Source organism: Paraburkholderia hayleyella (assembly GCF_009455685.1).
In the GTDB taxonomy this organism is placed as follows: domain Bacteria; phylum Pseudomonadota; class Gammaproteobacteria; order Burkholderiales; family Burkholderiaceae; genus Paraburkholderia; species Paraburkholderia hayleyella.
On record NZ_QPES01000001.1, the window covers coordinates 699,176 to 725,429 of the forward strand.

The following is a 26,254-nucleotide window of genomic DNA, read 5'->3' on the forward strand; positions in this document are numbered from 1 at the left end:
CACCCGGGCGTCCAAGGCAAGACGCGATAACGGTGCGGGCCGTGCGGCTGAATGGCAGCGCGGCCCGCGCCGTTTGCGGTTTCGGGGTAACTGACCGACCGGCTGAGCCGGTGCCTTACTGACGCGCGGTGCGCAGGTTGTCAGGCAGCGGCAGGTTGAAGTTCGTACGAAACGGATTGATATCCAGCCCGCCGCGTCGCGTATAGCGCGCATAGACCGCGAGTTTGACGGGCTGGCACATACGCAGGATGTCGATAAAAATGCGCTCGACGCATTGCTCATGAAACCCCGTGTGCTGGCGATACGAAATGAGGTAGCGCAGCAGCCCGGCATGGTCGATCTGCGGGCCCGCATAGTGAATCTGCACGCTGCCCCAGTCGGGTTGACCGGTGACTGGGCAGTTCGATTTCAGCAAGTTGGAATACAGCGTTTCTGCGACAGGCGCTTCGGTTAGCGCCGCGCTCAGCAGGGACGGTTCGGGTTGGTACACATCGGTATCGAGATCGAGCCGGTCCAGCGACAAGCCTTCCAGTTCTTCGAGGCGCAACCGGGCGAAATCCGCCGCCAGCGTTAACTGCACGGAAACGCTGGCGCCACAAACCGCCGAGATATCGCGCCGGAGTATGTCGCGCAGGGCCTCTGCCGAGTCGCATACCGTTTGCGCGAACGATCCGAGATACAGCTTGAACGATTTCGATTCGACGATAAACGGCGAATCGGCGCTCACATAAAAGGTTGCCAGCGCAATTTGCGGTTTGCCGCGGCTGTTGAGCCACGAGAGTTCATACGCGTTCCAGATATCAGTGCCGAAAAACGGCAGCGGCACACCCGCGTCAGCGTTGATACCGAGCGCTTCACGCGCAGGCTGGCGGGCGAGGGGAAACAGCAGCGAGGCATCGTAGCGTTCGGTATAGGTGGCTGTTTTGCCCAGTGGAGAGTGGTCGAGTGTCATGGTTATCGGTTTTATCCGTTCACGATGCCGTTAGGAACGTGCCCGGTCGGTGTGACCGTGCGGGCTGATTCGCAATGGCGAATTTGGTCGTCGAAGAAAAAATCGGGTTCGAACTCGCGCAAAAACGCGCTTTTGTCGAGCCCACCCAGAAACATCGCTTCGTCGATTTCGATGTTCCAGGCCATCAGGGTGCGAATCGCGCGTTCATGCGCAGGCGCTGAGCGGGCGGTCACGAGCGCGGTGCGGATGTGCATCGGCGCGGCGTCATCCGCGAGTTTTTGCAGCTGGTGCAGCGCTTCGAGCAGCGGCTTGAGCGGACCATCGGCCAGTGGCAGCGCCTTCTTGCTGGTTTCGTTGCCGATGAACGCAGGCAAGCCCTCCTGCTGAAAAATGCGTTCGGCCTCATCGGAAAACAGCACGGCATCGCCATCGAAAGCAATCCGGATTTCATGGGGATAGGTGCTGGCCATGCGCGCCGATTCGGGCAGCACGCGCGCAGCGGGAAACCCCGCGGCGAGGGCATCGCGCACGTCGTCCTGGTTGGCGGACAAAAACAGGGCGGCGTTGAGCGGCTTCAGATAGCCGAAGGGCGCCCGTCCCCGGGTGAAGACGCCACGCTCGATCGCCAGCCCATGCTCGCGGCACGAACTGAACGCACGCAGCCCGCTGATGGGATCGCTGCGCGAGAGGATCACGACTTCGACCCGATGGTGGACCGTATTCAGTGCCAGCAGCTTGCGGATCAGTGGGAACGCCACGCCGGGCGGGGCCGGCACGGCGAGCCGCGTGCGCTGCAGCTGTTCATAGGCGTGCAGGTCGCCTTCTTCGTAGACGCGGTTTTCTTCTTCGAAATCGAACAGCGCCCGTGACGAGATCGCCACCACCAGTTTGTCATCCAGCGAAAACGCCATGTCATTGGGCTCCGGCTTTTACGCTTTTACTTTTAGCGATGCAGTTGCTGTTGTCACCGCCACTGCCACTGTCATGCCAGGAACAGGCGATAGACCGGATTGGCGGTTTCTTCCCAGCACGGGTAGCCCAGCGAGGCGATGAAGCGCTCAAAAGCTTCGTGATCGGCGCCAGGCACCTGCATGCCAACGAGAATCGAGCTGTAATCGGCGCCCTGGTTGCGGTAATGGAACAGGCTGATATTCCAGTGAGGCGCCATCGACGAGAGAAACATCATCAGTGCGCCTGGCCGCTCGGGGAACTCGAAGCGAAACAGGCGTTCGTCGTGCGCCAGCGGCGAGCGGCCACCCACCATATAACGGATGTGCTGCTTGGAGAGCTCATCGCCCGTCAGATCGACCGTGGCGAAGTGGTGCGCTTCAAAGGTTTGCGCGATTTGCGCGGATTCGTCGCGGTTTTTGATCTGCACGCCAACGAACAGATGGGCCGCCTGTGCATCCGCAATGCGGTAGTTGAATTCGGTCACGCTGCGCGTGCCGATCAGTTCGCAAAAACGCCGGAAGCTGCCACGTTCTTCGGGAATGGTGACGGCGAAGATGGCTTCGCGTGCCTCGCCGACCTCCGCGCGCTCGGCGACGAAGCGCATCCGGTCGAAATTCATGTTCGCGCCGGAGGTTACCGCGATCAGCGTTTGCTGCTGGATCCTGCTACGCCCGGCATAGAGCTTGGCCCCCGCCACGGCGAGTGCGCCAGCCGGCTCCAGCACGCTGCGAGTGTCCTGAAAGACATCCTTGATCGCGGCGCATAGTGCATCGGTATCGACCGTCAGCACTTCATCGAGATAGGCCTGGCACAGGCGGAAGGTTTCCTCGCCCACGAGCTTGACTGCCGTGCCATCCGAGAACAGGCCGACTTCGGGCAAGGTCACGCGTTGCCCGGCCTTGAGCGATTGCGCCATGGCGCAGGAATCTTCGGTTTGCACCCCGATCACCTTGATCTCCGGACGCACGGCCTTGACATAAGCGGCTACGCCCGCTGCCAGCCCGCCGCCGCCAATGGGGACGAAGATTGCATGCACTGGCCCCTGGTGCTGGCGCAGGATTTCCATGGCGACGGTGCCCTGGCCTGCGATGACGTAAGGATCATCGAACGGATGAACGAAGGTCAGCCCCTCGGCTTCCTGCAATTCGAGGGCATGCGCATAGGCATCGCTGTAGGACTCGCCGTGCTGCACGACTTCGACGGTCGGGCCGCCATGTGCACGTACTGCGTCGACTTTGAGTTGCGGCGTGGTGACGGGTACGACGATGACTGCCTTGACCCCCAGGCGTGCCGCCGACAGCGCCACGCCCTGGGCGTGATTGCCCGCCGAGGCGGTAATCACGCCGCGCGCCAGCGCGCTGGCGGGCAAATGCGCCATCTTGTTGTAGGCGCCCCGAACCTTGAACGAGAACACCGGCTGGTTGTCTTCCCGCTTGAGGAAGATCGGGTTGCCTAGCCGGGCGGACAGATTGTGAGCGGGTTCGAGTTCGGTCTCGCGCGCGACATCGTAGACGCGTGCCGTGAGAATTTTCTTCAGGTAGTCGTGGGAAGGCATGCGAGGGGGGCGCGGCGCGCCTGGAAGAGACAAGGAAGGCGCCCATGATAGCGCCAAACGAGTGTTAAACCGCATGCGCCCTGGCGCCTCGGGGACAAGGCGCACCGCTCTGGCGGGCGGCTACGTGGCAGAAGATCCTGCGGTAGAATTCCGGTTTCGATCAAGGATCGTCAGATGCGCCGGTCGCTTTGCCCTCTTCCGTTAATGTCTGCTTCGCATGACGCCTGCCCCGCAGCGCGTTGGCTCGCCTGGCAAGCCCGATCGTGTAGCGCTCACTGAATACCGCGGAATAACCGCGAATCACCGCAAAATAGCCCAAGGCCCAGCGCGGCCGATGTGTTCTGTCCCTCTGCCGCGCGGCCTGACCAGAAATTTTCAGCATTGCGCTCCACGCGCATCGTCAGCCCGCTCTCTCACGCTGTCTGAGCCGCGTTGCTGACTCACCGAGTTGTCCGCACATGAACGCACCTCAAGTTTTCGACCCGCGCGCGGCTACCGTCGCTGCTGCTGCAATCGCGGCAGACCCTGAGCCTCGCCTGCGTGAAATTCCCTACAACTACACCTCGTTTTCCGACCGTGAGATCGTCATCCGGCTGCTCGGCGACGACGCCTGGCAGGCGCTGGCCGAGCTGCGTGCCGAACGCCGCACGGGACGCTCGGCCCGGATGCTGTACGAAGTGCTGGGCGATATCTGGGTTGTGCGCCGCAATCCTTACCTGCAAGACGACTTGCTCGATAACCCCAAGCGCCGTGGCTTGCTGGTCGAAGCGCTGAATCACCGTCTCGGCGAGATCGAAAAGCGCCGCCGCGCCGATCTGATCGAGCATGGCGACGAAGCGGGCGTCGGGCGTGCCGCGCGGGTCGAAATCCTGGTCGCCGCCGCGCGCCGCGCGGTTGACGCGTTCGCCAGCGAGTTCAGCCAGATGGGTGAGCTGCGCCGCCGCGCCACCAAAACGCTGGGCCGCTGCACGCAAAAAGACAACATTCGTTTTGACGGCCTCTCGCGCGTGTCGCATGTCACCGATGCGACCGACTGGCGTGTCGAATACCCCTTCGTCGTGTTGACCCCCGATACCGAAGCCGAGATCGCGGGCCTCGTCAAAGCCTGCTTCGCACTGGGTTTGACGGTGATTCCGCGTGGCGGTGGCACGGGTTACACCGGCGGCGCGGTGCCGCTCACGCCATTTTCGGCGGTGATCAATACCGAAAAGCTGGAGCAACTGGGCGCTGTCGAGCTGACCCACTTGCCAGGCGTGGCGCGCCAGGTGGCGACCATTTTTTCCGGTGCGGGGGTGGTCACGCGCCGCGTGACCGAAGCCGCTGAGCAAGCGGGCTACGTCTTCGCGGTTGATCCGACTTCGCTGGACGCGTCGTGCATCGGCGGCAATGTAGCGATGAACGCGGGCGGCAAGAAAGCCGTGTTATGGGGCACGGCGCTCGATAACCTCGCGTGGTGGCGCATGGTCGATCCAGAAGGCAACTGGCTCGAAGTCACCCGGCTCGAGCACAACCTTGGCAAGATTCACGATATCGAGCTGGCGCGCTTCGAGCTGAAATGGTTCGATGGCGCTTATGCGCCGGGTGAAAAGCTGTTGCGCAGCGAGGCGCTCGATATCGAGGGGCGGCGTTTTCGCAAGGAAGGGCTGGGCAAGGACGTCACCGACAAGTTCCTCGCGGGGCTGCCGGGCGTGCAAAAGGAAGGCTGCGATGGCCTGATTACCTCGGCGCGCTGGGTGCTGCACAAGATGCCCGCGCATACGCGCACGGTTTGCCTCGAATTTTTCGGCCAGGCACGCGAAGCGATTCCGAGCATCGTCGAAATCAAGGATTTTCTGTTCGAAACGTCGAAGCAGGGCGGCGCGATTCTCGCGGGGCTGGAGCATCTCGACGAACGTTATTTGCGCGCCGTGGGCTATGCGACCAAATCGAAGCGCAATGCGTTTCCGAAGATGGTGCTGATTGGCGACATCGTCGGCGACGATGCCGATGCGGTCGCCATGGCCACCTCGGAAGTCGTGCGCATGGCCAACGGCAAGAGCGGCGAGGGCTTCGTCGCGGTCAGCGCCGAAGCGCGCAAGCGCTTCTGGCTGGACCGCAGCCGCACGGCAGCCATCGCCAAACACACCAATGCCTTCAAGATCAACGAAGACGTCGTGATCCCGCTCAACCGCATGGGCGAGTACACCGATGGCATCGAGCGCATCAATATCGAGCTCTCGATCAAGAACAAGCTGCAACTGGTGGATGCGCTCGCGGCGTTCTTCCGCGCGGGCAAGCTGCCGCTGGGCAAGAGCGATGACGCCAGTGAAATCCCCAGCGCGGAGCTGCTGGAAGACCGCGTGCAGCAGGCGCTCGATTTGCTCAAACAGGTACGCGCGCGCTGGGCGTTCGTGCTTGAGCGGCTCGATATGCCGCTGCGCGAGGCGCAGCACTATATGGTGCAGTTGGGCTACGCGCCGCTGGCGGAAAAGTTTGCCGACCGGGTGGACATGCAACCGGGTGTCACCGTGTTCCATGTGGCTCAGGACCGTACCGTGCGGGTGTCGTGGAAGCATGAAATTCGTGCTGAGTTGCGGCAAATTTTCAATGGCGGCGAATTCAAGCCGATCCTTGACGAGGCTCAGGCGATCCACAAGCAGGTGCTGCGTGGCCGTGTTTTTGTCGCGCTGCACATGCACGCGGGCGATGGCAACGTGCATACCAACTTGCCGGTCAATTCCGATAATTACGAGATGCTGCAAGACGCCCACCAGGCCGTGGCGCGCATCATGAAGCTGGCACGCTCGCTCGATGGGGTGATCTCCGGCGAACATGGCATCGGCATCACCAAGCTCGAATTCCTGACCGATGCCGAAATCGGCGAATTCCGGGCGTACAAGCAGCGTGTCGATCCTCATGGGCGTTTCAACGCGGGCAAGTTGCTGGCGGGCGCTGACCTGCGCAATGCGTACACGCCGAGCTTTGGGCTGATGGGCTATGAATCGCTGATCATGCAGCAGTCGGATATCGGTGCGATTGCCGATTCCATCAAAGACTGCCTGCGCTGCGGCAAATGCAAACCGGTCTGCGCGACCCACGTGCCACGCGCGAACCTGCTGTACAGCCCGCGCAACAAGATTCTGGCGACGTCGCTGCTGGTCGAAGCGTTTTTGTACGAAGAGCAGACGCGCCGGGGCGTGTCGCTCAAGCACTGGGACGAGTTCAACGATGTCGCCGATCACTGCACGGTGTGCCACAAATGTTTGACGCCGTGTCCGGTGAAGATCGATTTTGGTGACGTGACGATGAACATGCGCAACCTGCTGCGCAAGATGGGCAAAAAGAAGTTCAACGCGGGCAATGCGGCGGGCATGTTCTTTCTCAATGCAACCAGTCCGCAAACCATCAATATCGCGCGTGCCGCGATGATGGGCGTGGGCTACAAGGCGCAGCGCCTCGGCAACGACCTGCTGAAGCGCTTCACGAAGAAGCAGACCGCGCACCCGCCCGCCACGACAGGCAAACCACCGGTGGTGGAGCAGGTCATTCACTTCATGAACAAGAAGATGCCCGGCAATTTGCCGAAAAAAACCGCGCGTGCGCTGCTCGATATCGAAGACAACAAAATCGTGCCGATCATCCGTAACCCGCAAACGACGCATGCGGATTCCGAAGCGGTGTTTTATTTCCCGGGTTGCGGCTCGGAGCGGTTGTTCTCCCAGGTGGGGCTGGCGACGCAGGCCATGCTCTGGGAAGCGGGCGTGCAAACGGTGCTGCCGCCGGGCTATCTGTGCTGTGGCTATCCGCAACGCGGTTCGGGCCAGTACGATAAAGCCGAGAAGATCGTGACGGACAACCGGGTGCTGTTTCACCGCGTAGCCAATACGCTGAATTACCTCGATATCAAGACGGTGGTGGTGTCGTGCGGCACTTGCTACGACCAGCTCGCGGGCTATGAATTCGACAAGATTTTCCCCGGCTGCCGGATTATCGACATTCACGAGTTTTTGCTGGAAAAAGGCATTCGCCTCGAGGGCGTGAGCGGCATGCGTTACATGTATCACGACCCTTGCCACACGCCGATCAAGACGATGGACCCGGTGACACTGGTGAACCAGTTGATGGGTGCGGAAGAACACGACGGCTACCGGATTGCCAAAAACGATCGTTGTTGCGGCGAGTCCGGCACGCTGGCGGTGACGCGGCCGGATATTTCGACTCAGGTGCGGTTCCGCAAGGAAGAGGAAATCCGCAAGGGTGCGGCAAAACTACGCAGTATTCCCGTGGTGGCGCAGACCGGCGCCTCTATCGCTACTGCACCGGCTGCGGCACTCGCGCCTGGCGCTGAACCTGGCGTCAAGATCCTGACGAGTTGTCCGTCTTGCCTGCAGGGGCTCTCGCGCTACAACGAAGACGCGAATACCAAGGCGGACTACATCGTGGTCGAAATGGCACGTCATGTGCTGGGCGAGGACTGGATGGCCGATTATGTCCGGCGGGCGAATAATGGCGGAATCGAGCGCGTGCTGGTCTAATGGCGCGATATACGTTTGACGTTTGCGTCTGGGGATAACGATGGATTGTGTACTGTGCCGTGAAGACGGTGGCGAGGTGCTGTGGCAGGACGAGACACTGCGCGTTGTGCTGGCTGGCGAGCCCGAGTATCCGGGTTTGTGCCGCGTGATCTGGAGCGCTCATGTGGCTGAGTTCTCCGAGATGGCGGCCACTGACCGCGAGCGTGTGATGCGCGTGGTGGTCGCGGTCGAATGTGCGATGCGGCGTATTTTGCAGCCCCTCAAGGTGAACCTGGCCAGCCTTGGCAATCAGGTGCCGCATGTGCACTGGCACGTGATCCCACGTTATTCCAACGATGCTCATTTTCCGTTGCCCATCTGGGCGCCGCGCCAGCGCACGGTTTCGGAAGTCTTGCTGGCATCGCGCCGCGCCCAGGCCACGCTCCTGCGTGACGCGGTGCGCCACGAAGTCGAACAAGCCCTTGCCTGAGGTGATGATGAGCGGACTGACTCCCGATACCCCCGTGCCGACAGGCGTGATTGTCCATGCGAAGTCGCGTGTGCTTGAGTTGCAATATCTCAATGACGTGACATTTCGCGTTCCGTTCGAGTTGCTCCGGGTTTATTCGCCCTCGGCGGAGGTGCGTGGCCATGGCCCGGGGCAGGAGGTGCTGCAAACGGGCAAGCGCGACGTCACGATTACCGCTATTGAGGGCGTAGGCAATTACGCGTTGCAGCCTTTTTTCTCGGATGGCCATTCCACGGGTTTGTATTCGTGGGATTTGCTCTACGATCTGGCGAGCCGCCAGGAGCAGCACTGGCGTGATTATCTGGCCCGCCTGGACGCAGCAGGCATCGAGCGTGATGCACCGATGGCCGCCGCGCGCCCCGCCTCCGGGCATTGTCACTAAACCTGGCACATCCTGACAGGCTGATACGATTCGGCCTGAAAGCCGCCACCCATGCGGCGTATCTCCCCGAACTCGCTAAAGGATTCAGCGCGATGAGTAAAACCCACTTCGGTTTCCAGACCGTTGACGAGCAGGAAAAAGCGAAGAAAGTCGCGGACGTGTTTCATTCTGTCGCCTCCAACTACGACCTGATGAATGACCTGATGTCGGGCGGGCTGCACCGGGCGTGGAAGGCGTTCACGATTGCACAGGCGAATGTGCGGCCCGGCTTCAGGGTGCTCGATATCGCGGGCGGCACGGGCGACCTGTCGAAAGCCTTTGCTCGCAAGGCGGGGCCGACTGGCGAGGTCTGGCTCACCGACATCAATGAATCCATGCTGCGTGTTGGCCGCGACCGCCTGCTCGATAAAGGCATCGTCACGCCGGCGTTGCTGTGCGACGCGGAACAAATCCCTTTTCCGGACAATTACTTCGACGTGGTGACGGTGGCGTTTGGCTTGCGCAACATGACCCACAAGGAAGCTGCGCTGGCGGAAATGCGGCGCGTACTCAAGCCTGCCGGACGCCTGCTGGTGCTCGAATTTTCGAAAGTATGGCAGCCGCTTAAAAAGGCTTACGACGTGTATTCGTTCAAGGTTTTGCCGTGGCTTGGCGACCGCTTTGCCAAGGATGCTGAAAGCTATCGTTATCTGGCGGAATCTATCCGGATGCATCCAGATCAGGACACCCTGAAAAAAATGATGGAGACGGCCGGGCTCGATGCTGTCAAATATTACAATTTGTCAGCAGGTGTGGTAGCGTTGCACGTCGGGACCAAATACTAGCGTTCCCGCTTCATCGTTGCTTATGAGGAAAACTTAAAATGTCTGATTCGCGTGCGTTATCTTCTACAAAAAGACGGGGTTCGTGGGCTAGAAGAATTGGACTGGTTGCGATGGTGGGTCTGATTACCATGGGTACGCTGGCTTCGCTGGACGCTGAAGCAAGGCGCATGGGCGGCAGTCGCAGCATGGGACGGCAGTCCACCATGCAGCGCCAGTCGCCACCGCCCGCCCAGCCTTCGCAATCCCAGTCGGCACAGTCCGCCCAGGCGCAACGCGCCCAGACGGCACCGGGTGCGGCCGCTGCCGCGCCTAACCGCTCCCGCTGGCTTGGGCCGATCGCCGGTCTGGCGGCGGGCCTCGGCATCGCGGCCTTGCTCTCGCATTTTGGTCTCGGCGAAGCCTTCGCGGGCGCGATGGCCAATTTCATCGTGATTGCACTGCTTGCGATGGTGGGTATCTGGCTTATCCGTAAATTCATGAATCGCAAGCGTCAGACAAACACGCCGGCTTATGCGGGCTCGGGTTCCGGTTCCGGTTCCCTGTTCAATACCGGTGCAGGTTCAGGCGGCACGGGTTACAACCAGGCGTTACGCGATACGGCGTCGTCCGATTCATATTTCGGTGGCTCGCAAGGCAATGTGCCGGCAATGCAGGAAACCGATGCCGGCCCGTCGGTTCCGGCGGGTTTCGATACCGAAGCGTTTGTGCGCAATGCGAAGGTTTATTTCGTTCGTCTGCAGGCGGCGTGGGATGCCGGCAACATGGACGATATCCGCGAATTCACAACGCCCGAGATGTTTGCTGAAGTGAAAGTCGATCTTGATTCACGTGGCGCGCAGCCGAACCAGACCGATGTCGTGCAGCTCAATGCCGACCTGCTGGGCGTTGAAGATCGTGGCAGCGAGTACTTTGCCAGCGTGCGCTTTTCGGGCCTGATCCGTGAATCCGCCCATGCTGCGGCAGAGCCTTTCACCGAGATCTGGAACCTGTCGAAATCGACCCGTCCTGGCGAAGGTTGGCTGCTTGCGGGCATTCAGCAAGTTACCACCCACTAGGCATCTGTTTTGTATATAAGCCGTTGGGTGTAGCGGAACTGACACTAAACGGACGTTACAATAGAAACCCGCGCGGGCATTTGTTCGCGCGGGTTTTTTCATGCCATCTCATGACCCTCGCCGCCAAACCCTTTGCCGCTGTTGTCAATCATCTGCTCGCCCGTGAATCATGGGCCCGTGAGCGTCTTGCGCCCTATGCGGGCAAGACTGCCCGGCTAGTCGGCGGCCGTATCGAACTGTTTTTGCTGGTGCAGCCGCAAGGCTATCTGAGCACGGTCACGCAAGACGAGGCGCAGCAAGTGGACGTCACGATCGCGTTGCCGGCTGAGGCGCTGCCGGTGCTGCTCCAGGGCGGCCAGGCGGCGGCCATGAAGCATGTGAAGATCGAAGGCGATGCGGAGTTCGCCACGGTGATCGCTCATCTGGCTGAGCATTTGCGCTGGGAGCCGGAAGAAGATCTGGCCCGTGTGCTGGGTGATGGGCCCGCATGGCGCATCGCCACGCTGGCGCGTTCGGTTGACCGGCGTGCGCGTCAGGCCGGGCGCAACCTGCTTGAAACCGTCACCGAATATCTGCTTGAAGAAAATCCGCAACTCGTGGGCCGTGCCGCGCTCGATACCTTTAATGCCGAGCTCGCGCAGGTTCGTGACACACTCTCGCGCGCCGACAAACGCATCGAACGTCTGGAGCGGGTGCTGGAAGCCCGCCAGGCCTCTGCGTCACACCCTTCCGCCGCATTGCGCCGCACCCGCTAGTCCCTGGGCTCCCCATGCGTTTTCTGCGTTTTTTCAAGATTTTTTTCACGGTAATCCGCTTCGGTCTCGACGAGATGATGCTGGAGCGGGTCAATGACCGCCGTGTCCGGCTGCTGGCGCGTCTCACCACGCTTGGACGCAAGTTCGAGCAGCCGCCGGGGGTGCGCTTGCGTCTGGCGCTCGAAAGCCTGGGGCCGATCTTCGTCAAGTTCGGCCAGGTTTTGTCCACGCGGCGTGATTTGCTGCCGGTCGATATTGCTGACGAACTCGCCAAGCTGCAAGACCAGGTGCCGCCGTTCGATTCGGATTTGGCCATCAGCATCATCGAGAAAGCGCTTGGCGCGCCCGTGTCTGCGATCTTCGACGATTTCGAACGGATGCCGGTGGCCAGTGCTTCGATTGCCCAAGTGCATTTCGCCCGGCTCAAATCGGGTTCGCACGCGGGTAAACCGGTCGCTATCAAGGTGCTGCGGCCCAACATGTTGCCGGTCATTGATTCCGATCTGGCGCTGCTGAACGATATCGCGGTGTGGGCCGAGCGTTTGTGGGCCGATGGCAAGCGGCTCAAGCCGCGCGAGGTGGTCGCCGAGTTCGACAAATACTTGCACGACGAACTCGACCTCACGCGCGAGGCGGCGAATGCCAGCCAGTTACGGCGCAATTTTGCCGGGTTGGACCTGTTGCTGGTGCCGGAAATGTACTGGGAGTTTTGCACGCCCAACGTGCTGGTGATGGAGCGGATGGTCGGTGTGCCGATCAGCCAGGTGGCCATGTTGCGGGCGGCGGGCGTGGATATTCCGAAGCTGGCGCGCGAAGGCGTGGAGATATTTTTCACCCAGGTGTTTCGTGATGGGTTTTTCCATGCGGACATGCATCCGGGCAACATTCAGGTCAGCCTCGATCCAGCGCATTTTGGCCGCTATATCGCCCTGGATTTCGGCATCGTCGGCGCGCTGTCCGATTTCGACAAAAATTATCTGGCGCAAAATTTTCTGGCTTTTTTCAAACGCGATTACCACCGTGTTGCCACTTTGCATCTCGAGTCGGGCTGGGTGCCGCCGAACACGCGTGTCGAAGAGCTCGAAAGCGCGATTCGGGCGGTATGCGAGCCTTATTTCGATCGCGCGCTCAAGGACATCTCGCTGGGGCAAGTGCTGATGCGGTTGTTTTCGACGTCACGCCGCTTCAATGTCGAAATTCAACCGCAACTCGTTCTGCTGCAAAAAACCATGCTGAACGTCGAAGGGCTGGGCCGCTCGCTGGATCCCGAACTTGATCTGTGGAAAACGGCCAAGCCTTATCTGGAACGCTGGATGACTGAACAGGTCGGGTTGCGTGGCTGGTACGAGCGGCTCAGGATCGAAGCGCCGCAGTGGAGCAAAACCTTGCCGCAACTGCCGCGCCTGATTCACCAGATGTTGTCGGAGCATCACGAAGTCCAGCGCGGCGCTAACGACGAGACCATGCGTCAGATCCTGCGCCAGCAACGGCGCACTAACCGGCTGCTGGTCGGTGTGCTGGCGTTCGGGGTTGCCGTGGGCGCGGGGGCGGTCATTGCCCATACGTGGCTGGCGTTTGCGCATGTGGGTTGAACGGTTGTCTGGTTGCACGCGGCCTCTGGAGTCTGCATGAACGACAAACCTGCATTGCCGCACCAGTCCGGGCAGGCTGTGTCCGCTTCGGATTTCGTCACGCGTGACCCCGATTTGCCCGCGTTCTGGGATGAGCGCTTTGAGCGCGGTTTTATGCCGTGGGATCAGGCGGGCGTGCAGATAGCCTTCAAGGCTTTCGCCGCGCGTCATGCGCAGGCGTCGGTCCTGATTCCCGGTTGCGGCAACGCCTGGGAGGCGCTTTGGCTGGCTCAGCAAGGCATTGCCGTGCGGGCTATTGATTTTTCCACCCAGGCTGTAGAGGCGGCGCGGCTCCAGTTGGGCCGATACGCTAGCGTGGTCGAACAGGCGGATTTTTTCACCTGGCAGCCGTTGGCCGCACCGGGGCCTGGCTGGATTTATGAGCGGGCGTTTTTATGTGCGCTGCCTCTCGCGCGACGGCGCGACTATGCCGCACGTATGGCGGCGCTGTTGCCGCCAGGAGGGCTACTCGCCGGTTTCTTTTATCTTGGTGCAACGCCCAAAGGGCCTCCGTTCGGAATCGAGCGCGACGAACTCGATGCGCTGCTGCTGCCCGCCTTCGAGTTGCTCGAAGACGAACCCGTTACTGATTCACTCCCCGTTTTTGCCGGAAGGGAGCGCTGGCTGACCTGGGGTCGCCGGCTGTGACCACTTGAGCCGGCTGTCTCTATCGGCGTTAGAAGCAGCCTATTTGCTGTTATAATTCAAGGCTTTGCTGACGTTTACTCGAATTTTGTAGGGAACAGATCATGCCGATCTATGCTTACCGTTGCGACTCATGTGGTTTTGCCAAGGACGTATTGCAAAAGATGAGCGATGCGCCGCTGCATCAATGTCCCGAATGCGGAAAAGACGCTTTTCGCAAACAGGTGACGGCGGCGGGTTTTCAGCTGAAGGGCTCCGGCTGGTATGTCACGGATTTCCGTAGCAGCAATGGCGGAACAGCCAGCGCCAAACCCGTGGCGGGGAGTGATGGAGGCGAGGGGGGCAGCGATAACGCCGCCGCGTCCGGCAGTTCAGCCAGGACAGACGCGGCGGGCAGCACGTCCAGCACGGCGGCAAGTTCAACCGGTACAGCGCAACCGGCAACCTCCGCTGCTGCAGCATCGACGGCAGCACCGGCTGCTGCTGGCACGACGGGCAGTTCCTAGCGGTTGCGCCATCCCGATGGTGGCGCGTGTGGTGATGTTCCGGGTTGGGCCGGGACAGTTTTTGTGGCGGTCACGCGATGATGAAAAAGGCGACATTCAAATCAGTGTTTTTGACTGGCCTGCTAGTGCTGGTGCCGCTGGCGATCACCCTGTGGGTGGTCGGGCTGATTATTGGCACGATGGATCAGACTTTGCTGCTGCTGCCCGATATGTGGCAGCCAGAGCGGGTGCTGGGTTTCCGTTTGCCGGGGCTGGGCGCAGTCCTGACGCTGGCGTTTATCTTCGGCGTGGGGTTGCTGACGCAAAATTTCGTGGGCCAGAAGCTGGTGAAGTGGTGGGAGCAGGTCGTGGTCCACATTCCCGTGGTCGGGCCGATTTATTCCAGCATCAAGCAGGTGTCCGACACCTTGCTGTCCAGCAATGGCAATGCCTTTCGCAAGGCGCTGCTGATCGAATATCCGCGCAAGGGGTCATATACGATTGGGTTTCTGACCGGTGTGCCGGGGGGCGACGTGATTAATCATCTGACGCAAGAACACGTCAGCGTTTATGTTCCCACCACACCTAATCCGACATCGGGTTTCTTTCTGATGATGCCCAAGAGCGAAGTCATCGAGCTCGATATGACGGTCGATGCCGCGCTCAAATATATTGTTTCGATGGGGGTGGTGGCACCAGCGATGCCATCCGCATCGCATGTCGCACCCGCGACGCGCCGTCCGGTCGATCCCCCACTGTAATGCGTCAGTCAGCGCATCCAGCGAATGCATCAATCAATGCCGGTGGGCGCGATGATATCGGGCACACTGTTCACTTTGTACTAAACAAAAGCCAAACATCATGTCGATGAGATCTGAATACTGCGGTCTGGTGACCGAGCAACTGCTGGGCCAAACTGTTTCGCTGTGCGGCTGGGTCCATCGCCGCCGCGATCACGGTGGCGTTATTTTTATCGACCTGCGTGACCGTGAAGGTCTGGTTCAGGTGGTGTGCGATCCTGATCGCGCGGAGATGTTCCAGGCCGCTGAAGGCGTGCGCAATGAGTTTTGCGTGCAGATCAAGGGGGTGGTGCGCAACCGTCCGGAAGGCACGGTCAACGCCAGCCTGAAGAGCGGCAAGATTGAAGTGCTGTGCCACGAACTGGTCGTGTTGAACCCATCGGTGACGCCGCCGTTCCAGCTCGATGACGACAACCTGTCGGAAACCACGCGCCTTACCCATCGGGTGCTCGATTTGCGCCGCCCGCAAATGCAGCAAAACTTGCGCTTGCGCTACCGCGTGACGATGGAAGTGCGTAAATATCTCGATGCGCAGGGTTTCATCGATATCGAAACACCCATGCTCACCAAAAGCACGCCTGAAGGCGCGCGCGATTATCTCGTGCCGTCGCGCACCAATGCCGGACAGTTCTTTGCGTTGCCGCAATCGCCACAGCTTTTCAAGCAGATGCTGATGGTGGCGAACTTCGATCGCTACTACCAGATTGTCAAATGCTTCCGCGACGAAGATTTGCGCGCTGACCGTCAGCCTGAATTCACCCAGATCGATTGCGAAACATCGTTCCTGAGCGAGCAGGAAATTCGTGACCTGTTCGAAGCGATGATTCGCCACGTGTTCAAGGCGACCATGAATGTCGATCTGGGCGATAAATTCCCGGTGATGCTCTATTCAGAGGCCATGCGCCGCTTTGGTTCCGACAAGCCCGATCTGCGCGTCAAGCTGGAGTTTACCGATCTGACCGATGTGGTGAAAGACGTCGATTTCAAGGTGTTCAGCACGCCGGCCAACGACAAGGACGGACGTGTGGCGGCGCTGCGTGTGCCGAAGGGTGGCGAGCTGTCGCGGGGCGAGATCGACAGCTACACCGAGTTCGTGCGTATTTATGGCGCGAAGGGCCTGGCGTGGATCAAGGTCAATGAAGTGGCGAAGGGCCGCGATGGTTTGCAAAGCCCGATCGTCAAGAATCTGCATGATGCCGCGGTGGCGGCCATTATCGAGCGCACGGGTGCTCAGGATGGCGACATCATTTTCTTCGCTGCCGATCGTGCCAAGGTCGTCAACGATAGCCTTGGCGCATTGCGCCTGAAGATCGGCCATTCAGAATTCGGCCGTGCCAATGGCCTCGTCGAGGCTGGCTGGAAGCCTCTGTGGGTCGTGGATTTCCCGATGTTCGAATACGACGAGGAGGACAACCGCTACGTGGCCGCGCATCATCCGTTCACCAGCCCGAAAGATGAGCACCTCGAGTACCTCGAAACCGATCCTGGCCGCTGTCTGGCGAAAGCCTATGACATGGTGCTGAATGGCTGGGAGATCGGTGGCGGCTCAGTGCGGATTTTTCAGGAAGAGGTGCAAAGCAAGGTGTTCCGGGCGCTCAAGATCAGTGCTGAAGAAGCGCGGGCTAAATTTGGTTTTCTGCTCGATGCGCTGCAATACGGCGCGCCGCCGCACGGTGGCATTGCGTTTGGTCTCGACCGCATCATCACGATGATGGCCGGTGCTGATTCGATCCGCGATGTGATCGCCTTCCCGAAAACGCAACGCGCCCAGTGTCTGCTGACGCAAGCGCCAAGCGAAGTCGATGAGCGCCAGTTGCGCGAGTTGCATATCCGTTTGCGTCTGCCCGAGCAAAAGGCGTAAAACCCGTTATGCAAGGGTCGCCGTGTAGTTAAGTTCCCGGCAGCAGAAAAGGCGCATGAGCGCCTTTTCTGCTTTTTGCACTAGAGTCGGAACAGTTTTCTCCTGTTCAACTCCGAGCCAACCTAACCTCGCCGAACCGCCCGCCGTGATCTGCACGAGTTTAGGTTCGCCGTGCGCTCTTCCTTCCTATGCCAAAGCCGCCAAAGATTCCACAATCCGTCCTCGTTGTGATTCACACGCCTGCGCTGGAGGTGCTGATTATCGAACGGGCCGACCGCTCTGGGTTCTGGCAGTCGGTGACCGGTTCGAAAGACCATCTGGATGAACCGCTTGCCGAAACCGCCCTGCGTGAAGTGGCTGAAGAGACCGGTATCGTGGTGGGGCATGGCGGGGTGCCATCGGATGCGTTGTTCGACTGGCAGCATCAGATCGAGTACGAAATTTATCCTGTGTGGCGCCACCGTTATGCTCCTGGCGTGACACGTAACACCGAGCATTGGTTTAGCCTTCAGGTGCCGTACCGCGTGGAGGTCACGCTTGCTCCCCGTGAACACACGGCTTTTCTCTGGCTGCCTTATCAGGCTGCCGCGGCTCGCTGTTTTGCGTTATCCAACCGGGAGGCGATCTTGCAGTTGCCTGAACGCAGGTCTGAACGTTTGTTTCACCATCCGGATGTGCTGCTGAAGGGCGACACGTGATCGGCTTCATCGGTGCAAGGCATCTCAAGCGCTGGCGCGATGCGTTGCCTGGTCCGCGTTATCGGACGGGGTACCGTCTCACCGTCGGCAATGAGGTCCGGCTGTTCGCTTGTGGCGCGTCGTTTTTTGCTGCGTTGCTCGAACGTATTGACGCCGCCATCACGGACGTGATGCTGGAAACCTACATTTTTGCCGACGACAGCGTAGGCCATGCGGTGTCCGCTGCATTGCTGCGCGCGGCGGCGCGTGGCGTACGTGTGCGCGTGATTACCGATGGCCTGGGTACGGGCCGCTTGCCGTTGTTCAACACATGGCCTGCTGGCGGTGTGGCACATCGTATTTACAATCCGCATTTATTCGGCCGCTTTGGTTTTTCGCGCACGCATCGCAAACTGGCTGTGATTGATCAGACATTCGCCTATTGTGGCGGTATCAATATCATCAGGGACGATGTGCAAGACGGGATACTTCTGCCGTTTCCCCGTTGGGATTTCACCGTTGAGCTAAGCGGCCCCGCCGTGGCGGATGTTCGCGCGGCATTTGAGCAGCAGTGGCGGCGTATTCAACTGGGCCACCGGCCCTCGGCTTCGGCGCTACCTTCCCTCAACGTCACCGAAGCGGCCGATGAGCCCGGCAAGCGCCCAGTCTGGCGTCGCGTGCGCAAGCGGATCTTGCCGACGGCGGGCAAGCCCAGTGTGGCGTTCGTCGCACGGGATAACCTGATTAACCGGCGTGCGATCGAAAAGGCCTATCTGGTAGCAATCGGTCAGGCTCGCTCGGAAGTGCTGCTGGCCAATCCGTATTTCATGCCGGGGCGCAAGCTGCGGCGCGCCTTGACACTTGCCGCGCGACGCGGCGTGGAGGTGCGTCTCGTCATCGGCAAAAAGGAATTTGCCGCGCTCGACTACGCCGTGCCCTTTTTATATCGTTCGTTGTTAAAAGCCGGCGTGAAAATTGCCGAATACGAAAAGACGATGCTGCATGGCAAGGTGGCTGTTGTCGATTCGAACTGGTGCACGGTGGGCTCATCCAATCTCGACGCGCTGAGCCTGGTGCTAAACAACGAAGCCAATGTATTGCTCGTGCTGCATCCGGAAATTGAGCTGCTGCGCACCGCGTTGCTCGAGGCGTTTGACGAAGCCCGGTGCATTGATCCGGCCCGTTATGCGGCCCGGCCCGCTGGTGAGCGGTTGCTGAACTGGTGCGCTTACACGGCATACCGCGCAGCGATGAAGCTGCTGACGGTCGGTGGCTACGACTAGCCTCCTCAAGGTTCTGCATGGCTGGACATGACCTGATGGACGGCGCAAACGAGGTAGCAAACATGGGAATAAACATGGAAATAAACATGCCCGTGATCCGGTTAGAAACCGGTTTCTAATAAAGTCCTTGTTTCACCCGGGACGCCCCACAATAATAGAACGCTCGTTCGATTTCTCCCAGTCTTGCAGGAGCCCTCCCTCGTTATGCGTAAAGGCGAACAGACACGCGTCGCAATTCTCGACGCTGCCCTCGATCTGGCTAGCCGCGAAGGGCTCGAAGGCTTGACCATCGGCTTACTGGCGGAGCGCATGCAGATGAGCAAGAGCGGCGTGTTTGCCCATTTTGGTTCACGCGAGGATTTGCAGGTCGAAGCGGTGCGCGAGTATCACCGTCGCTTTGAAGCGGAAGTGTTTTTCCCCAGCTTGCGTGAGATGCGTGGCTTGCCTCGCTTGCGGGCGATGCTTTCCCGCTGGATTGAAAAACGCATTCAGGAAGTCACGACAGGTTGCATCTACATTAGTGGCGCGGTTGAATACGATGACCGTGCCGACAATCCGGTGCGCGAACAACTGGTTGCGAGCGTTACGATCTGGCGCGCGGCCCTGATGCGCGCCATTGCGCAGGCGATGGAAGAACAGCATCTGCGCCCGGATACCGATCCGCAACTGATGCTGTTCGAGTTGTATAGCTTCACGCTGGGCCTGCATCACGACGCGCGTTTTCTGCATTTGTCCGATGCCGTGCAACTGACCTGGGCCGCGCTGGAAAAGCTGATTGTTTCTTATCAAAACCAAAACTACGGTCAAAACCGAAGCCGCTAGCCTGTCAGGCTGACGCTTACCGATTCAACTCCGCGCTGCGGCAGCATCAAGCCGCTCGCACCTGATCAACACCTTGGGAGATAGTGATGGGACAGTACGCCGCGCCCTTGCGCGACATGCAATTTGTGTTGCACGAACTGCTTAACGTCGAAGCCGAAATCAGCCAGATGCCAAAGCACGCCGATCTCGATGCCGACACGATCAACCAGGTGCTGGAAGAAGCGGGCAAGTTTTGTTCCGAGGTACTGTTTCCGCTCAATCAAAGCGGTGACCGGGAGGGCTGCACCTATGTTGGCGATGGCGTGGTGAAAACGCCTGCCGGTTTCAGGGAGGCCTATCAGCAGTACGTCGAAGCCGGCTGGCCGGCGCTAGGTTGCGATCCGCAATACGGTGGCCAGGGCTTGCCGGTATTCGTCAACAACGCGCTCTACGAAATGATGAATTCGGCCAACCAGGCATGGACCATGTATCCGGGCCTGTCGCATGGTGCCTATGAATGCCTGCACGCCCATGGCACGCCTGAGCAGCAGCAAACCTATTTACCCAAGCTGGTGTCCGGTGTCTGGACCGGCACGATGTGTCTGACCGAGCCGCACTGTGGCACCGATCTCGGCATCCTGCGCACCAGGGCCGAGCCGGTCGGCGAGGGTTCCTACGCGATCAGCGGCACCAAGATTTTCATCTCCAGCGGCGAACACGATCTCGCGGAAAACATCATCCATCTGGTGCTGGCACGTTTGCCTGATGCACCGTCTGGCACCAAAGGCATTTCGCTGTTCATCGTGCCGAAGTTCATCCCGGATCAGGCGGGCAACCCGGGTGAGCGCAATGGCGTGAAATGCGGCTCCCTCGAACACAAGATGGGCATTCACGGCAATGCAACGTGCGTGATCAATCTCGATGGCGCCAGGGGCTGGCTCGTGGGTGAGCCAAACCGGGGCTTGAACGCGATGTTCGTGATGATGAACGCGGCGCGTCTGGGCGTCGGCATGCAAAGCCTGGGCCTGACCGAGGTCGCTTATCAAAACTCGCTGGTGTACGCCAAAGAGCGCTTGCAGATGCGCTCGCTGACAGGCCCCAAAGCACCCGAAAAAGCCGCCGATCCGATCATCGTTCACCCCGACGTGCGGCGCATGCTGCTCACGCAAAAAGCCTATGCCGAAGGCGCCCGTGCTTTTTCCTACTGGTCTGCATTGCATATCGACAAAGAACTCTCGCATGCCGACGAAGCCGTGCGCCGTGAAGCGACCGATCTGGTTGCGCTGCTCACCCCTATTTTGAAAGCCTTCATCTCGGACAATGCCTTCGAGAGTACGAACCACGCCATGCAAATTTACGGTGGCCACGGCTTTATCGCGGAATGGGGCATGGAGCAATACGTGCGTGACGCGCGGATCAACATGATCTACGAAGGCACGAACACGATTCAGGCGCTCGATTTGCTGGGCCGAAAAGTGCTCGGTGACATGGGGGCCAAGCTCAAGAAGTTCGGTAAGCTCGTCACCGATTTCGTCGAAGAAGAAGGCGTGAAGCCCGAGATGCAGGAGTTCATCAACCCGCTTGGCGATATTGGCGACAAGGTGCAAAAGCTGACGATGGAAATCGGCATGAAGGCGATGCAAAACCCCGATGAAGTCGGCGCTGCCGCTGTGCCTTACCTGCGCACCGTGGGCCATCTGGTGTTCGCGTATTTCTGGGCGCGCATGGCGCGTATCGCACTCGACAAGCAAGCGTCGGGCGATCCGTTCTACCAGGCCAAGCTGGCCACCGCGCGTTTTTACTTCGCCAAGTTGCTGCCCGAAACAGCGATGACGATTCGTCAGGCACGCGCCGGATCGAAGGCGCTGATGGATGTCGACGAAGCCCTGTTTTAAGGCCTCTGCAGGGGCGGTAGCGCATGCCGCGCCACTAAGCCATAAACTGCAAGATTCACCCGATTCGAGATACTGCTTAACTCCCCCGGAGAAACGACGTGAGCAATCTGATCATTCGCAAGGTAGCCGTATTGGGCGCCGGCGTCATGGGCGCGCAGATCGCTGCGCACCTGATTAACGCCAGGGTGCCGGTGCTGTTGTTCGACCTGCCGGCCAAGGAAGGGCCGAAAAACGCCATCGCCCTCAAGGCCATCGACAACCTGAAAAAACTTTCGCCCGCGCCATTCGGTGTGAAGGACGACGCGCAGTACATTCAGCCCGCCAATTACGACGACGATATCGAAAAACTCGCGCAGTGCGATCTCGTGATCGAGGCGATTGCCGAGCGCATGGACTGGAAGCACGATCTGTACAAAAAGGTGTCGCCGCATATCGCGCCGCACGCGATCTTCGCCAGCAATACCTCGGGCCTGTCGATTACCGCGCTCTCGCAAGGTTTTTCCGACGAACTCAAGGCACGGTTTTGCGGCGTGCACTTTTTCAATCCGCCGCGCTATATGCATCTGGTTGAACTGATTCCAACCGCGTACACGCGTCCGGAAATTCTCGACCAGCTCGAATCGTTTCTTACCAGCGTCGTGGGCAAAGGTGTGGTTCGTGCCAAGGACACGCCGAACTTCATCGCCAATCGCGTCGGGATTTTCTCGATCCTCGCCGTGATGACCGAGGCCGCGAAGTTTGGCCTGCGCTTTGACGAAGTCGATGACCTGACGGGCAGCCGTCTGGGCCGGGCGAAGTCAGCCACCTTCCGCACTGCGGACGTGGTTGGGCTCGACACGATGGCGCACGTCATCAAGACGATGCAGGACAACCTCGCTGACGATCCGTTCTTTCCGGTGTATGCAACCCCCGCCGTACTCGCTGAGCTTGTGAAAAAAGGCGCGCTCGGACAGAAAACCGGCGGCGGTTTTTATCGCAAGGAAGGCAAGACGATCAAGGTGCTCGATCCGAAGACGGGTGAATACGTCGAGGGCGGCGCGAAAGCTGACGAACTGGTGGGCCGTATTCTGAAGCGTCCGCCTGCCGAGCGCTTAAAGCTGCTGCGCGAATCGGAACATCCGCAGGCGCAGTTCCTGTGGGCGATTTTCCGCGATGTGTTCCATTACATCGGCGTGCATCTCGAAGCCATTGCCGATAATGCCCGCGATGTCGATCTGGCGATCCGCTGGGGCTTCGGCTGGAGCGAAGGCCCCTTCGAAGGCTGGCAGACGGCGGGCTGGAAGCAGGTCGCGCAATGGGTTCAGGAAGATATCGCCGCGGGCAAATCGCTCTCTGCCACACCGCTGCCGGGTTGGGTGCTGGAAGGCCCGGTCGCGGACAAGGGCGGCGTGCATACGAACGAAGGCTCATGGTCGCCCGCGTCGAAATCGTTTGTGCCGCGCTCGTCGCTGGCGATCTACAACAAGCAGGTATTCCGCGCGCCGCTGGCCGGTGAGACGGGCGCTGATCCGAAAACCTGGGGCAAGACGCTGTTCGAAACCGATGCCGTGCGTGCCTGGGTCGATGACCGCGCAGGCGAGAACGACGTCCTGATCGTGTCGTTCAAAAGCAAGATGAACACGATTGGACCGAGCGTGCTCGACGGTCTGGTTCAAGCCATCGAGCTTGCCGAAAAAGAATACAAGGGCGTCGTGATCTGGCAGCCGACATCGCTCAAGCTCGGCACGCCAGGCGGGCCTTTTTCCGCTGGAGCCAATCTCGAGGAAGCCATGCCTGCGTTCATGATGGGTGGCGCCAAAGGCATCGAGCCGTTTGTGCAAAAGTTCCAGGACGGGATGATGCGCGTCAAGTATGCGAACGTGCCGGTGGTGGCCGCGGTGTCCGGCATTGCGCTGGGCGGCGGTTGCGAGCTGCTGTTGCATAGCGCCAGGCGCGTGGCGCACATCGAGAGCTATATCGGCCTGGTTGAAGTTGGCGTGGGCCTCGTGCCCGCAGGCGGAGGCCTGAAAGAAGCGGCGTTGCGTGCCGCACAAGCCGCTAGCGCGGTGGGCGCGACTAGCGATTTGCTCAAGTTCGTGCAGAAATCGTTTGAAAACGCCGCCATGGCCAAGGTCTCGGCTTCCGCGCTCGACGCCCGTGAGATGGGGTATCTGAAGCCTTCGGACACGATCGTTTTCAATGTGTTCGAGTTGCTCGACACGGCGAAGAAAGAAACGCGGGCACTGGCTGCCGCAGGCTATCGTCCGCCGTTGCGCGTGACGCATGTGCCGGTTGCGGGCCGCTCGGCGATTGCGACCATCAAGGCTTCACTCGTGAACATGCGCGATGGCCGTTTCATTAGCGATCACGATTATCTGATCGCGGGCCGCATTGCCGAAGCCGTTTGCGGCGGTGACGTCGAAGCGGGCAGTCTGGTCGATGAAGCATGGCTGCTGGCGCTGGAGCGTCGTGCGTTTGTCGATCTGCTCGGCACGCAAAAAACCCAGGAGCGGATCATGGGCATGTTGCAGACCGGCAAGCCGGTGCGTAATTGATTTAGCCGGTCGACAAAGGAGCTTTAAATGACTAAGCAATTGCAGGATGCCTATATCGTCGCCGCCAGCCGCACGCCGATCGGCAAGGCCCCGCGTGGCATGTTCAAAAACACGCGTCCCGATGAGCTGCTGGTGCACGCCATCCGCTCGGCGGTGGCACAAGTGCCGGGGCTCGATACCCGGTTGATCGAAGATGCCATCATCGGCTGTGCGATTCCCGAGGCGGAGCAGGGCCTCAATGTGGCACGCATCGGCGCGCTGCTGGCGGGACTGCCGAATACGGTCGGCGGTGTCACGGTGAACCGTTTTTGTGCCTCGGGTGTGACCGCGCTGGCGATGGCGGCAGATCGTATTCGTGTCGGTGAATCCGAGGTGATGATCGCAGGCGGTTGTGAATCGATGAGCATGGTGCCGATGATGGGCAACAAGCCATCGTTGTCGCCGCATATCTTCGAGCGTGACGAAAACATCGGTATCGCTTACGGCATGGGGCTGACAGCGGAGAAGGTCGCGGAGCGCTGGAAGATCAGCCGTGAAGCGCAAGACCAGTTCTCGGTCGAATCGCATCGCAAGGCGATGGCCGCGCAGCAGGCGGGTGAATTCAAGGATGAGATTTCACCGTTCACGATCATCGAGCGCTTCCCGGATCTCGCTAGCGGCGAAATTAAAACGAAGTCACGCGAGGTCGCGCTCGATGAAGGTCCACGTCAGGACACTTCGCTCGAAGGTCTGGCGAAGCTGCGAGCGGTGTTTGCGAACAAGGGCTCGGTGACGGCAGGCAATAGCTCGCAAATGTCGGATGGCGCAGGCGCGCTGATCGTCGTGTCGGAAAAGATGCTCAAGCAGTTCAACCTGACGCCGCTGGCGCGTTTTGTCAGCTTCGCGGTGCGCGGCGTGCCGCCGGAAATCATGGGCATCGGGCCCAAAGAAGCGATTCCGGCTGCGCTCAAGGCAGCGGGCCTGAAGCAGGACGACCTCGACTGGATCGAATTGAACGAGGCGTTTGCGGCGCAGTCGCTGGCGGTGATGCAGGATCTCGGGCTGGACCCGGCGAAGATCAATCCGCTGGGTGGCGCGATTGCGTTGGGCCATCCGCTGGGTGCGACGGGTGCGATCCGCGCCGCCACGCTGGTTCATGGCTTGCGTCGGCGCAAACTGAAGTACGGCATGGTGACGATGTGTGTCGGCACCGGCATGGGCGCAGCGGGTATTATCGAATGTCTGTAGCCTGTAATCAGCAGCTTGGCTAACAGACATCGAACAGGCATTGCGAACAGGCATTGCGAACAGGCATTGGTTAACGGCTCGCATCATTCACATGCGAGCCGTTTTTCATTAGAGGAGTACAGCGATGGCGATGGATATTCTGGTCGAGCGTGCAGACGGTGTGTTGACGCTGACCTTCAACCGGCCTGACAAGAAGAACGCGATTACCGCGGCGATGTATCAGACGCTAGCGGATTCGCTCGTCGGTGCGCAAAACGATACAGGGGTGCGCGTTATCCTGATTCGTGGCAGTGGAGGCGCATTTAGCGCGGGTAACGATCTCGATGATTTTGCCAGGTCGCCGATGCTCGGTGAGCAGGCCCCGGCGATCCAGTTTTTGCGCGCGATCAGCACCGCTGAGAAACCGTTAGTGGCGGCTGTCGAAGGTGTAGCCGTGGGGATAGGCACGACCTTGCTGTTGCATTGCGACCTGGTCTATGCCGCCGAGAGCGCGACGTTCTCGCTGCCTTTCACGCAACTGGGGCTGTGTCCGGAGGCCGCATCGAGCCTTTTGTTGCAACGGGTGGCGGGTTATCAACTGGCAGCGGAAAAGCTGTTGCTAGGCGAGGCTTTCGATGCAGCCGAGGCACACCGGATGGGGTTTGTGAACCGCGTGCTGCCCGCTGCCGGGCTTGATGCGTTTGCGCGTCAGCAAGCCTTGAAATTGACAGCGCTACCCGCTTCGTCGTTGCGGGTGAGCAAGACTTTGATGAAGCGCGCGAGCCAGCACGAACTGCAAACGCAGATGACCGACGAGGCTTTGCACTTCGCCAAAATGCTGTTGTCGCCGGAGGCACGCGAGGCATTCAAGGCCTTTTTCGAAAAACGCAAACCGGATTTTCGCCAGTTCGACTGAATCGGCTCAATGGGCCTCGCACTG

22 protein-coding genes are annotated in these 26,254 nt (G+C 60.0%); 18 read left to right on the forward strand and 4 right to left on the reverse strand.

All coding sequences use genetic code 11. The features are described 5' to 3' along the window. Nucleotides 1–115 precede the first annotated feature (115 nt). The 4 genes from queF to GH657_RS03265 all read right to left on the reverse strand — a co-directional run bounded on the left by queF (nt 116) and on the right by GH657_RS03265 (nt 3,840). A complete protein-coding gene (gene queF, locus GH657_RS03250; RefSeq protein WP_153099351.1) occupies nt 116–952 on the reverse strand; it encodes an NADPH-dependent 7-cyano-7-deazaguanine reductase QueF in 837 nt (278 codons plus the stop codon). Between the two features lie 11 nt (nt 953–963). Continuing rightward, on the reverse strand, nt 964–1,863 hold the full coding sequence (locus tag GH657_RS03255; RefSeq protein ID WP_153099352.1) for a 5'-nucleotidase: 900 nt from the start codon (nt 1,861–1,863) through the stop codon (nt 964–966). Nucleotides 1,864–1,934: 71 nt separating this feature from the next. Then, entirely contained in the window at nt 1,935–3,458 is a 1,524-nt protein-coding gene (gene ilvA, locus GH657_RS03260; RefSeq protein WP_153099353.1) for a threonine ammonia-lyase, biosynthetic, read from the reverse strand. A gap of 160 nt (nt 3,459–3,618) precedes the next feature. Beyond that, nucleotides 3,619–3,840, reverse strand: coding sequence for a hypothetical protein (locus tag GH657_RS03265; RefSeq protein ID WP_153099354.1), 222 nt, complete (start codon nt 3,838–3,840; stop codon nt 3,619–3,621). A gap of 76 nt (nt 3,841–3,916) precedes the next feature. Here GH657_RS03265 and GH657_RS03270 point away from each other — a divergent pair, with 76 nt between their 5' ends. The 18 genes from GH657_RS03270 (at nt 3,917) to GH657_RS03355 (ending at nt 26,230) form a co-directional block, all read left to right on the forward strand. Further along, complete coding sequence (locus GH657_RS03270) at nt 3,917–7,972, forward strand: DUF3683 domain-containing protein (RefSeq protein ID WP_153099355.1); 4,056 nt, start codon at nt 3,917–3,919, stop codon at nt 7,970–7,972. A 40-nt stretch (nt 7,973–8,012) separates the two neighbouring features. Beyond that, nucleotides 8,013–8,441 carry an HIT family protein gene (locus GH657_RS03275; RefSeq protein ID WP_153099356.1) on the forward strand — a complete coding sequence of 143 codons (429 nt, stop codon included), beginning with the start codon at nt 8,013–8,015 and terminating at the stop codon, nt 8,439–8,441. Nucleotides 8,442–8,448: 7 nt separating this feature from the next. Beyond that, nucleotides 8,449–8,862, forward strand: coding sequence for a gamma-butyrobetaine hydroxylase family protein (locus tag GH657_RS03280; protein ID WP_153101611.1), 414 nt, complete (start codon nt 8,449–8,451; stop codon nt 8,860–8,862). A gap of 92 nt (nt 8,863–8,954) precedes the next feature. Further along, the gene (ubiE, locus tag GH657_RS03285) at nt 8,955–9,686 is read left to right on the forward strand and encodes a bifunctional demethylmenaquinone methyltransferase/2-methoxy-6-polyprenyl-1,4-benzoquinol methylase UbiE (RefSeq protein ID WP_153099357.1); all 732 of its coding nucleotides are present in this window, start codon (nt 8,955–8,957) and stop codon (nt 9,684–9,686) included. Nucleotides 9,687–9,724: 38 nt separating this feature from the next. Next, entirely contained in the window at nt 9,725–10,741 is a 1,017-nt protein-coding gene (locus tag GH657_RS03290) for a Tim44 domain-containing protein (protein WP_153099358.1), read from the forward strand. A gap of 110 nt (nt 10,742–10,851) precedes the next feature. Next, nucleotides 10,852–11,496: a ubiquinone biosynthesis accessory factor UbiJ gene (locus tag GH657_RS03295; RefSeq protein WP_153099359.1), complete on the forward strand. Its 645-nt coding sequence runs from the start codon at nt 10,852–10,854 to the stop codon at nt 11,494–11,496. 14 nt (nt 11,497–11,510) lie between these two features. Continuing rightward, nucleotides 11,511–13,088 carry a ubiquinone biosynthesis regulatory protein kinase UbiB gene (ubiB, locus tag GH657_RS03300; RefSeq protein WP_153099360.1) on the forward strand — a complete coding sequence of 526 codons (1,578 nt, stop codon included), beginning with the start codon at nt 11,511–11,513 and terminating at the stop codon, nt 13,086–13,088. A gap of 36 nt (nt 13,089–13,124) precedes the next feature. Continuing rightward, on the forward strand, nt 13,125–13,775 hold the full coding sequence (locus GH657_RS03305) for a methyltransferase domain-containing protein (RefSeq protein WP_153099361.1): 651 nt from the start codon (nt 13,125–13,127) through the stop codon (nt 13,773–13,775). A 101-nt stretch (nt 13,776–13,876) separates the two neighbouring features. Then, entirely contained in the window at nt 13,877–14,278 is a 402-nt protein-coding gene (locus GH657_RS03310) for an FmdB family zinc ribbon protein (RefSeq protein WP_153099362.1), read from the forward strand. Between the two features lie 77 nt (nt 14,279–14,355). Further along, a complete protein-coding gene (locus tag GH657_RS03315; RefSeq protein WP_174769855.1) occupies nt 14,356–15,018 on the forward strand; it encodes a DUF502 domain-containing protein in 663 nt (220 codons plus the stop codon). A 100-nt stretch (nt 15,019–15,118) separates the two neighbouring features. Further along, a complete protein-coding gene (gene aspS, locus GH657_RS03320) occupies nt 15,119–16,918 on the forward strand; it encodes an aspartate--tRNA ligase (protein ID WP_153099363.1) in 1,800 nt (599 codons plus the stop codon). Nucleotides 16,919–17,106: 188 nt separating this feature from the next. After that, nucleotides 17,107–17,616, forward strand: a complete 510-nt coding sequence (gene nudB / locus GH657_RS03325; RefSeq protein WP_153099364.1) for a dihydroneopterin triphosphate diphosphatase — start codon at nt 17,107–17,109, stop codon at nt 17,614–17,616. A 44-nt stretch (nt 17,617–17,660) separates the two neighbouring features. Next, a complete protein-coding gene (locus tag GH657_RS03330) occupies nt 17,661–18,878 on the forward strand; it encodes a phospholipase D-like domain-containing protein (RefSeq protein ID WP_246174112.1) in 1,218 nt (405 codons plus the stop codon). Between the two features lie 204 nt (nt 18,879–19,082). Beyond that, nucleotides 19,083–19,700, forward strand: a complete 618-nt coding sequence (locus GH657_RS03335; protein WP_153099365.1) for a TetR/AcrR family transcriptional regulator — start codon at nt 19,083–19,085, stop codon at nt 19,698–19,700. Nucleotides 19,701–19,786: 86 nt separating this feature from the next. Next, nucleotides 19,787–21,574: an acyl-CoA dehydrogenase C-terminal domain-containing protein gene (locus GH657_RS03340; RefSeq protein ID WP_153099367.1), complete on the forward strand. Its 1,788-nt coding sequence runs from the start codon at nt 19,787–19,789 to the stop codon at nt 21,572–21,574. A gap of 98 nt (nt 21,575–21,672) precedes the next feature. Continuing rightward, on the forward strand, nt 21,673–24,108 hold the full coding sequence (locus GH657_RS03345; RefSeq protein ID WP_153099369.1) for a 3-hydroxyacyl-CoA dehydrogenase/enoyl-CoA hydratase family protein: 2,436 nt from the start codon (nt 21,673–21,675) through the stop codon (nt 24,106–24,108). 27 nt (nt 24,109–24,135) lie between these two features. Further along, entirely contained in the window at nt 24,136–25,335 is a 1,200-nt protein-coding gene (locus tag GH657_RS03350; RefSeq protein ID WP_153099371.1) for an acetyl-CoA C-acyltransferase, read from the forward strand. Nucleotides 25,336–25,459: 124 nt separating this feature from the next. After that, the gene (locus GH657_RS03355) at nt 25,460–26,230 is read left to right on the forward strand and encodes an enoyl-CoA hydratase (protein WP_153099372.1); all 771 of its coding nucleotides are present in this window, start codon (nt 25,460–25,462) and stop codon (nt 26,228–26,230) included. Nucleotides 26,231–26,254 lie beyond the last annotated feature (24 nt).